This is a genomic window from Duganella vulcania (genome assembly GCF_009857655.1).
Lineage (GTDB): Bacteria > Pseudomonadota > Gammaproteobacteria > Burkholderiales > Burkholderiaceae_D > Rugamonas > Rugamonas vulcania.
Window position 1 is genome coordinate 1 of sequence record NZ_WWCX01000149.1, and the last position, 9,031, is coordinate 9,031.

General features: G+C 66.4%; 7 protein-coding genes and 1 pseudogene. 2 read left to right on the forward strand and 6 right to left on the reverse strand.

Annotated features, from left to right (window positions below; translation table 11 throughout):
* The 5 genes and pseudogenes from GTP90_RS33550 to kdpF all read right to left on the reverse strand — a co-directional run.
* A pseudogene (locus tag GTP90_RS33550) lies at nucleotides 1–242 on the reverse strand (hypothetical protein); the annotation flags it as partial.
* Nucleotides 243–264: 22 nt separating this feature from the next.
* Entirely contained in the window at nucleotides 265–858 is a 594-nt protein-coding gene (gene kdpC, locus GTP90_RS33555; RefSeq protein WP_161087576.1) for a potassium-transporting ATPase subunit KdpC, read from the reverse strand.
* Between the two features lie 15 nt (nucleotides 859–873).
* Nucleotides 874–2,970: a potassium-transporting ATPase subunit KdpB gene (gene kdpB, locus GTP90_RS33560; RefSeq protein ID WP_161087582.1), complete on the reverse strand. Its 2,097-nt coding sequence runs from the start codon at nucleotides 2,968–2,970 to the stop codon at nucleotides 874–876.
* 33 nt (nucleotides 2,971–3,003) lie between these two features.
* Complete coding sequence (gene kdpA / locus GTP90_RS33565; RefSeq protein ID WP_161087577.1) at nucleotides 3,004–4,821, reverse strand: potassium-transporting ATPase subunit KdpA; 1,818 nt, start codon at nucleotides 4,819–4,821, stop codon at nucleotides 3,004–3,006.
* Nucleotides 4,821–4,910 carry a K(+)-transporting ATPase subunit F gene (gene kdpF, locus GTP90_RS33570; protein ID WP_161087578.1) on the reverse strand — a complete coding sequence of 30 codons (90 nt, stop codon included), beginning with the start codon at nucleotides 4,908–4,910 and terminating at the stop codon, nucleotides 4,821–4,823. Before kdpF ends, kdpA begins: the two co-directional genes overlap by 1 nt.
* 340 nt (nucleotides 4,911–5,250) lie before the next feature.
* On the opposite strand from kdpF, the gene GTP90_RS33575 reads away from it, so the two are divergent.
* Nucleotides 5,251–5,874, forward strand: a complete 624-nt coding sequence (locus GTP90_RS33575; RefSeq protein WP_161087579.1) for a hypothetical protein — start codon at nucleotides 5,251–5,253, stop codon at nucleotides 5,872–5,874.
* 44 nt (nucleotides 5,875–5,918) lie between these two features.
* Here the strand turns inward: GTP90_RS33575 and GTP90_RS33580 are convergent, their stop codons facing one another.
* Nucleotides 5,919–6,680, reverse strand: coding sequence for a TorF family putative porin (locus tag GTP90_RS33580; protein WP_161087580.1), 762 nt, complete (start codon nucleotides 6,678–6,680; stop codon nucleotides 5,919–5,921).
* A 216-nt stretch (nucleotides 6,681–6,896) separates the two neighbouring features.
* Here GTP90_RS33580 and GTP90_RS33585 point away from each other — a divergent pair, with 216 nt between their 5' ends.
* Nucleotides 6,897–8,894: a DNA topoisomerase IV subunit B gene (locus tag GTP90_RS33585; RefSeq protein ID WP_161087581.1), complete on the forward strand. Its 1,998-nt coding sequence runs from the start codon at nucleotides 6,897–6,899 to the stop codon at nucleotides 8,892–8,894.
* Nucleotides 8,895–9,031: the final 137 nt, after the last annotated feature.

Sequence of the window (9,031 nt, forward strand, 5' to 3'; positions counted from 1 at the left end):
TCCAGCCCCTCCAGCATGGCCGCGGTGTCGCCGCGGCCGTGGGTCTCGATCACGCCGACCAGCACCGGCTGGCCGTCGGCCCGCAGCTTGCGGGCGGCGGCCAGCATGGCGTAGGTCTTGCCCACGCCGGCCGAGGCGCCGAAGTAGATGCGCAGCTTGCCGCGCGCCGCCTTGCGGTCCAGCGCCTGCACCTGGGCCAGCAGGGCGTCCGGGTCGGGCCGCTCTTTATCGTTGGGGAACATTAAGATCGTTAAAAATGCAGATTCAGCGAGTATGCGCACTTTCCGCGTCCAGCGCCAGATTGAGCGCCAGCACATTGACGCGCGGCTCGCCGAAAAAGCCCAGGCGCTGCGGGCGGCGCTGGGCGTCGACCAGCGCCTGCACCCGGGCCGGGTCCAGCTGGCGCACGGCGGCGATGCGCGCCACCTGGTACCGGGCGCCGGCCACGCTGAGCTCGGGATCGACGCCGCTGGCCGAGGCCGTGACCAGGTCGACCGGGACCGGCAGCGGGTTGGGCCGGCCCTGCGGCTCGGCCGCCCTGAGGGCGGCGATGCGGCCCTTGACCGCGTCGGTCTGGGCCGGGTTCAGCGGGCCGAGGTTGCTGCCGCCGGAATTGGCGGCGTTGTCGGGCATCGGGCCGGTGGCCGACGGCCGACCCCAGAAGTATTTCGGCGACGAGAACGACTGGCCGATCAGCGCGGAGCCGACCGCCTTGCCGTTCACTTCGACGAGGCTGCCGGCGGCCTGCGCCGGGAACACCGCGCCGGCCACGCCGGTCACGGCCAGCGGATACAGCACGCCGCAGATCGCGGTCAGGGCGCCGAACAGCACCAGCGCGGGACGAATGGAGGATGTCATGATAATTCCTTGCGGTTAGACGAGATGGAACATGGTCAGCACCACGTCGATCAGTTTGATGCCGGCGAACGGCAGCAGCAGGCCGCCCACGCCGAACACCCAGATGTTACGGCGCAGCAGCGCGGCGGCGCCGATGGCGCGGTAGCGCACGCCCTTCAGCGCCAGCGGGATCAGGAACACGATAATCAGCGCGTTGAAGATCACCGCCGACATGATGGCCGAGTTCGGGCTGTTGAGCTGCATGACGTCGAGCGCCTTCAGCGCCGGGAAGGTGCCCACGAACGCGGCCGGGATGATGGCGAAATACTTGGCCACGTCGTTGGCGATCGAGAACGTGGTCAGCGCGCCGCGCGTCATCAGCATCTGCTTGCCGATTTCAACGATCTCCAGCAGCTTGGTCGGGTTCGAATCCAGGTCGACCATGTTGCCGGCCTCCTTGGCCGCCTGCGTGCCCGAGTTCATCGCCACCGCCACGTCGGCCTGGGCCAGCGCCGGCGCGTCGTTGGTGCCGTCGCCGGTCATCGCCACCAGCCGGCCCTCGGCCTGGTAGCTGCGGATCAGCTTGAGCTTGTCCTCCGGCGTGGCCTCGGCCAGGAAGTCGTCCACGCCCGCCTCGGCCGCGATGGCGGCCGCGGTCAGCTGGTTGTCGCCGGTGATCATCACGGTCTTGATGCCCATGCGGCGCAGCTCGGCGAAGCGCTCCTTGATGCCGCCCTTGACGATGTCCTTGAGCTCGACCACACCCATCACGCGGCCGGCGTCGACCACCACCAGCGGCGTGCTGCCGCGCCGCGCCACGTCGTCCACCGCGCGCGCCACCTCGGCCGGATACGGCTGGCCCAGGGCGTCGACGTACTGGCGCACGGTGTCGGCCGCGCCCTTGCGCACATGACGGTCGCCCAGGTCGACGCCGCTCATGCGGGTCTGCGCGGTGAACGGCACGAACACCGCGTTCAATGCCGCCATCTCGCGCTCGCGGATGTTGAACTTCTGCTTGGCCAGCACCACGATGCTGCGCCCTTCCGGCGTGTCGTCGGCCAGCGAGGCCAGTTGCGCCACGTCGGCCAGCTGCTGCTCGGTCACGCCCGGCGCCGGCATGAAGGCCGAGGCCTGGCGGTTGCCCAGCGTGATGGTGCCGGTCTTATCGAGCAGCAGCACGTCGACGTCGCCGGCCGCCTCCACCGCGCGGCCCGAGGTGGCGATCACGTTGGCCTGCATCATGCGGCTCATGCCGGCCACGCCGATGGCCGACAGCAGGCCGCCGATGGTGGTCGGGATCAGGCACACCAGCAGCGCGATCAGCACCGTGATGCCGATCGGCGAGCTGGCCAGGCCGGCCGCCTGCGCCGCCTGCACCGAGAACAGCGAGAACGGCAGCAAGGTCACGGTCACCACCAGGAACACGATGGTCAGCGCCACCAGCAGGATGGTCAGCGCGATCTCGTTGGGCGTCTTCTGGCGCTTGGCGCCCTCCACCATCGAGATCATGCGGTCCAGGAAGGTCTCGCCCGGATTGGCGGTGACCTTGACCACCAGCCAGTCCGACAGCACGCGGGTGCCGCCCGTGACGGACGAGAAGTCGCCGCCCGACTCGCGGATCACCGGCGCCGATTCGCCGGTGATGGCGCTCTCGTCGACCGAGGCCACGCCTTCGACCACCTCGCCGTCGATGGGGATCGTGTCGCCCGCCTCGACCAGCACGAAGTGGCCCTTGCGCAGGTCGGTGGCCGGCTGCGGCAGCCAGGTGGTGCCGTGCTTGGGCGAGGCCAGCTTCTTGGCCGTGACCGACTGCTTCAGGCTGCGCAGCGAGGCCGCCTGCGCCTTGCTGCGGCCCTCGGCCAGCGCCTCGGCGAAGTTCGCGAACAGCACCGTGAACCACAGCCAGATGCTGGTGGCCAGGATGAAGCCCGGCGGCGCCTCGCCCTGGCCATACAGCGCCTGGACGTACAGCAGCGTGGTGATGATGCTGCCGACGTAGACCACGAACATGACCGGGCTGCGCACCTGCACGCGCGGGCTCAGCTTGCGGAACGAATCGGCGATGGCCGGCACCAGCAGCTCGGAATCGAACAGCCGCAGCTTGCCGGCGGGCGGAGTGGACAACAGCGTCATCTCTTTTTGAGTAGCTTGTGACATGGCGATTCCTTATTTGGCAAACAGCTGCAGGTGTTCGACCACGGGGCCGAGCGCCAGCGCCGGGACGTAATTGAGCACGCCGACCAGGGCGACCACGCCCACCAGCAGGCCGACGAAGACCGGGCCGTGGGTCGGCAGCGTGCCGGAATTGACCTCCAGGCGCTGCTTGCCGGCCAGCGAACCGGCGATCGCCAGGATCGGCACGATCACGCCGAAGCGGCCGAACCACATGGCGATGGCCAGCATGGTGTTGTAGAACGGCGTGTTGGCCGACAGCCCGCCGAAGGCGCTGCCGTTGTTGTTGGCGGCCGACGTGAACGCGTACAGGATCTCCGAGAAGCCGTGCGCGCCGGGGTTGAGGATGCCGGCCTTGCCGGCGTCGCACATGACGGCGATGGCGGTGCCGGCCAGCACCAGCGTCGGCGTGACCAGGATGGCGATCGAGGTCATCTTCATTTCATACGACTGGATCTTCTTGCCCAGGTATTCGGGCGTGCGGCCTATCATCAGGCCGGCGATGAACACCGCCATGATGGCGAAGATCAGCATGCCGTACAGGCCGGAGCCGACGCCGCCGAAGATCACTTCGCCGAACTGCATCAGCAGCATCGGGATCATGCCGCCGATCGGCATGAAGGAGTCGTGCCAGGCGTTGACCGCGCCGCACGAGGCGGCCGTGGTCACCGCCGCGAACAGCGTGCTGGCGCTGATGCCGAAGCGCGCTTCCTTGCCCTCCATATTGCCGCCCGCTTGCAGCGCGCTGGCCGACTGGTCGACGCCCAGCGCCTGCAGCGCGGGGTGGGCCTGCTGCTCGGCGCCCATCACCGTGACGGCGCAGGCCACGAACAGCAGCGTCATGGCGGCCAGCACGGCCCAGCCCTGGCGCCGGTCGCCGACCATGCGGCCGAAGGCGAAGCACAGGCCGGCCGGGATCAGGAAGATCGCCAGCATCTGCGCGAAGTTGCTCAGCGCGGTGGGATTCTCGTAAGGGTGGGCCGAGTTGGCGTTGAAGAAGCCGCCGCCGTTGGTGCCCAACATCTTGATCGCTTCCTGCGAGGCGACCGGCCCCATGGCGATGGTCTGGGTCGAGGTGGTCAGCGTCTCGGTGACCGGCTCACCCTTGGCGTCCTTCAGCGGCTGGCCGTCGGCGCCCACTTTCGGCTGGGTGTAGGTGACCGGGTCCATCAGGGCCACGTCCTTGTAGGCCGAGAAGTTCTGGATCGCGCCCTGCCCCACCAGGAACACGGCGAACAGGAACGACAGCGGCAGCAGCACATACAGCGTGGAGCGGGTGACGTCGACCCAGAAGTTGCCGATCGATTTGGCCGAGCGCGACGAGAAGCCGCGGATCAGCGCATAGGCCACGGCGATGCCGGTGGCGGCCGAGAAGAAGTTCTGGCCCGCCAGCACCAGCATCTGGGTCAGGTAGCTCATGGTCGTTTCGCCGCCGTAGCCCTGCCAGTTGGTGTTGGCGACGAAGCTGACGGCGGTGTTGAACGACGAATCGGGGCTGACGTTGCCCAGGCCCTGGGGATTGAGCGGCAGGTAGAGCTGCACGCGTTGCAGCCCGTAGGTCGCCAGCGCGCCCAGGCCGTTGAACAGCATCAGCGCGATGGCGTAGGCCTTCCAGTTCTGGCCTTCGACCCTGCCGTCCTTGCCAGCAATGCCGGCGGCGCGGTACAACAGGGATTCGATCTTGCCCAGCCAGCCGAGGCCCGGCACCGCGCCGCCGTCACCAACGCGCGCCAGCAGGATGCCCAGCGGGTAGGACAACGCCAGCAGCGCGGCCAGGAACGCCACCAGCAAGAGGATGGATTGCGTCGTCATCACAGGTCCTCCGCTTTCAACAGGGCCACCACCAGGTAGACCAGCAGGCCGGCCGATGCCAGCGCCCCAATCAGGTAAAAGACGTTCATTGCTTGCCTCCCAATTTGTCGCAACCGGCGGCGAACGCCACGATCACGCCAAAAAAGACCACCAATGCGCCGATAAAAACTATGTCCATCACACCCCTCACAGGTCTTGTTTTGATACTGAGAAGGTTAGCGATTGGGGTCTAAAGATTGTGTAAAGACTTGGGGGCGGGGTGTAAACAAACCGTAAAAATCCGGCGGGAGTATAGGTATGGGGTGCTGTTTTGAAGTCCCTGTTCTGGAATCTACTGCTTTTTGGACTGGATCCTACTGATTGAACCTTCTTTCCGTCCTCTGGTCTAAAAGAAGTAGGAAACAGTCCAAACCAGTGGAGAAAGCAGTCATGAAGAGTACAGTGAGTGTAAAAGTCCCCACCCATACCCTGCTCGACCTGATCGAACAGGCCGGCGTGAACGGCGAATCGCAAGACCCGTCGGTGATCGTCCTGAAGGCGGTGGAGTTCTGGCTGGCCGCGCAGCAGAAACGCGCACCGGCCGCAGAAGCAGCCGAGGTGCGCGGCTACCAATGGAAGTCGCTGTTTCTGCCGGAAGGCACGCTGATACATTGCACCATCCACGGCGAGCGGTACAGCGCCATCGTGGAAGGCGACGCCATCGTGCATCAGGGGCGCGAGCTGTCGCCCAACCAGTTCGCCGCGCTGCACGCCGAGAGCGTGCGCAACGCCTGGAACGACTTGTACATCCGCCGTCCCGGCGACAAATTCTACAAAACCGCCAGCCGGCTGCGGCGCGAACAGGCCGCCGCCGACCAAGCCGCCCGGCCCCGTCCGGAAGCGCCCACCGAGCCAGCCATCCCGGCGCACGCGGAAGCCGCGCCCTGCCCGCCCGCACAAGCCGCGCGAGCCGAACAGGTCACCCCGCCCCACGACATCATGCCCGGCCAAGGCTGGACGCAGCCCGAACGCCGCAAGTTCCGCTTCCGGCTGGAAGACGTCGCCTTCGAATGACGACGCTTTATTGGCACGCCCTTGGCGCGAACGCTCGCACCCGGTCAGAACACCTTGCTGATGGTCAGCTGCAGCGCGGTCTTGCCCAGGAACTTGCCGTTGGCGGGCGACGCGTAGGCGGTCTTGCCGGCGTTGGTGCCGATGACGGCCAGCGCGCCGGTCACCACGCCAAAGTCCCTGGTGGCGCCGACTTTCCAGTCGCTGTAGCTGGACGCGCCGTTATGCTTGACGTTCTGGTGGCCGGCATGCAGGTTGATCGTGTAGCCCTCGCCCGCCTCGATGTTGGCGCCCAGGTCCACATAGCCGCTGTTCTTGCTGTCGACAAGACCAAACAGGTTGGTCACCGAATGCGAGTACTTGATGTAGGCCGGGCCGTAACCCAGCTGGCCATACAACTCGGTGGTGTTGGCGTTGGCCAGACCGCTGACGTGCGCCAGCCCGTTCGACGGATAGACATAAGTCAGCACGCCCACGTCGTAGGACACGTCGGCCGCGACCTGGCCGCGCTTGCCGGCGTAGATATCCCACTCGATGTCGCCGCTGCCGCCGGCGTCCTTGGTCCACTTGATGGTCGACAGCCACGTGCCGGCATAGAAACCGGTCGGGTTGTTGGTGTAGTCGAAGCCGCCCTGCAACGCCGGTTTCAGGCGCGTCTGCGAGATGCCGCGATAACGGTAGTCGCTGACCACCGCCGCGTTGAAGCTGGTTTCGTTGTCCGCCTTGGCGGCCGGCGCGGCATCCTCCGCGCGCGCCTGCGTGCCCAAAAAAGCGGCAGCAACGGCCGCGGCGCATATCAATTTCTTCATGCTGAGAGCCCTTCTTTCTGTCGTTTCGATACCAAACAGCTTATCGGCGGCCCCGTAAAAACGGTCTAAAAAGGCGGGCCGGGCCTGTAAACATCGTGTATAAATTGCCCCGCGCGGTTTTTTTGCCGCGATTCAGCCCGGTTGAGGATAGAATACGCAAACGTCCGCATAAAACTGTACATAAACCCAGTATCGAAATTATCAGCTTGATCACGTATGGCCACTAAAAAACCAGTTTCCGACTACAGCGAAGCATCCATCCGGGTCCTCAAGGGCCTTGAACCCGTCAAGCAACGCCCGGGCATGTACACCCGCACCGAGAATCCGCTGCACATCATCCAGGAGGTGATCGACAATGCCTCGGACGAGGCGCTGGGCGGACATTGCAAAAACATTATCGTCACGCAGAACGCCGACGGCAGCATCACCGTGGAAGACGACGGCCGCGGCATCCCGGTCGGCCTGCACCCCGAAGAGGGCGTGCCGACGGTGGAAATCGTCTTCACCCGCCTGCACGCCGGCGGCAAGTTCGACAAGGGCTCGGGCGGCGCCTACGCCTTCTCGGGCGGCCTGCACGGCGTTGGCGTGTCGGTCACCAACGCGCTGTCCAAGCGGCTGGAGATCACCGTCTGGCGCAAGGAGCCCGACGGCACCGGCCTGCACAAGCTGGCCTTCGAGCACGGCGACGTGGTCGAGCCGCTGTCGTCCGTGGTGGCCCCGCGCGACGGCAAGAAGTCCGGCACCCGCGTCACCGCCTGGCCGGACGCCAAGTATTTCGACTCCCCCGCCATCTCGCAGACCGAGCTGCAGCGCCTGCTGCGCTCCAAGGCCGTGCTGCTGCCGGGCGTGTCCGTCACGCTGACCAACGCCAAGACCGGCGAATCGCAGACCTGGCAGTACAACGACGGCCTGCGCGGCTACCTGACCGAGGCGCTGGCCCAGGCCACCGACGGCGAGACCTTGATCCCGCTGTTCGAGGGTGCGCAGTTCGCCACGCCGGACGCCGAGGGCTTCGCCGAGGGCGAGGGCGCGGCCTGGGTGGTGGCCTGGACCGAACAGGGCGCCGTGGTGCGCGAATCCTACGTCAACCTGATCCCCACGCCCAACGGCGGCACCCACGAATCGGGCCTGCGCGACGGCCTGTACGGCGCGGTGAAAAACTTCGTCGAGATGCACTCGCTGCTGCCCAAGGGCGTCAAGCTGCTGCCCGAGGACGTGTTCGCGCGCGTCTCGTTCGTGCTGTCGGCCAAGGTGCTGGACCCGCAGTTCCAGGGCCAGATCAAGGAGCGCCTGAACTCGCGCGACGCGGTGCGGCTGGTGTCGACCTTTTCCAAGCCGGCGCTGGAACTGTGGCTGAACCACCACGTCGACTACGGCAAGAAGCTGGCCGAGCTGGTCATCAAGCAGGCGCAGTCGCGCCTGCGCTCGCTGCAAAAGGTCGAGAAGAAGAAATCGTCCGGCGTGGCCGTCCTGCCGGGCAAGCTGACCGACTGCGAATCGTCGGACGCCGCCCGCACCGAACTGTTCCTGGTCGAGGGCGACTCGGCCGGCGGCTCGGCCAAGATGGGCCGCGACAAGGAATTCCAGGCCATCCTGCCGCTGCGCGGCAAGGTGCTCAACTCGTGGGAGACCGACAAGGACCGCCTGTTCGCCAACAACGAGATCCACGACATCTCGGTGGCGATCGGCGTCGACCCGCACGGCATCGACAGCACGCCCGACCTGTCCGGCCTGCGCTACGGCAAGATCTGCATCCTGTCCGACGCGGACGTGGACGGCTCGCACATCCAGGTGCTGCTGCTGACATTGTTCTTCAAGCACTTCCCCGGCCTCATCGCCAACGGCAACATCTGCATCGCCCGCCCGCCGCTGTTCCGGGTGGACGCGCCGGCGCGCGGCAAGAAGCCGATCCAGAAGCTGTACGCGCTGGACGCCGGCGAGCTGACCGCGATCGAGGACAAGCTGCGCAAGGACGGCCTGAAGGAAGGCGCCTGGTCGATCTCGCGCTTCAAGGGCCTGGGCGAGATGAACGCCGAGCAGCTGTGGGAAACCACGATGAACCCGGACACGCGCCGGCTGCTGCCGGTGTCGCTGGGCGGCTACGGCCACGGCGAATCGGCCGCGCGCTTCAATATGCTGATGGGCAAAGGCGAAGCGGCCGCGCGCCGCGCCTGGATCGAAGAACACGGCAACGAAGCCGAAGCAGACATCTAATTAGAACCGAACTATGACTCAAGCAAATCTCTTTGACGAACCGGCGCCGTCCGAGGCCGCCGGCAAGCCGGCCGCGCCCGCGCAGCCGGCAGCATCCGCTCCGGCGGCGGCGCAGGTTGAGCACACGGCGGCCACCG

What these genes read in the sequence shown, in the direction of transcription:
- kdpC (WP_161087576.1), bottom strand. Translation starts at nt 858, where the DNA reads ATGACATCCTCCATTCGTCCCGCGCTGGTGCTGTTCGGCGCCCTGACC.
- kdpB (WP_161087582.1), bottom strand. Translation starts at nt 2,970, where the DNA reads ATGACGCTGTTGTCCACTCCGCCCGCCGGCAAGCTGCGGCTGTTCGAT.
- kdpA (WP_161087577.1), bottom strand. Translation starts at nt 4,821, where the DNA reads ATGACGACGCAATCCATCCTCTTGCTGGTGGCGTTCCTGGCCGCGCTG.
- kdpF (WP_161087578.1), bottom strand. Translation starts at nt 4,910, where the DNA reads ATGAACGTCTTTTACCTGATTGGGGCGCTGGCATCGGCCGGCCTGCTG.
- GTP90_RS33575 (WP_161087579.1), top strand. Translation starts at nt 5,251, where the DNA reads ATGAAGAGTACAGTGAGTGTAAAAGTCCCCACCCATACCCTGCTCGAC.
- GTP90_RS33580 (WP_161087580.1), bottom strand. Translation starts at nt 6,680, where the DNA reads ATGAAGAAATTGATATGCGCCGCGGCCGTTGCTGCCGCTTTTTTGGGC.
- GTP90_RS33585 (WP_161087581.1), top strand. Translation starts at nt 6,897, where the DNA reads ATGGCCACTAAAAAACCAGTTTCCGACTACAGCGAAGCATCCATCCGG.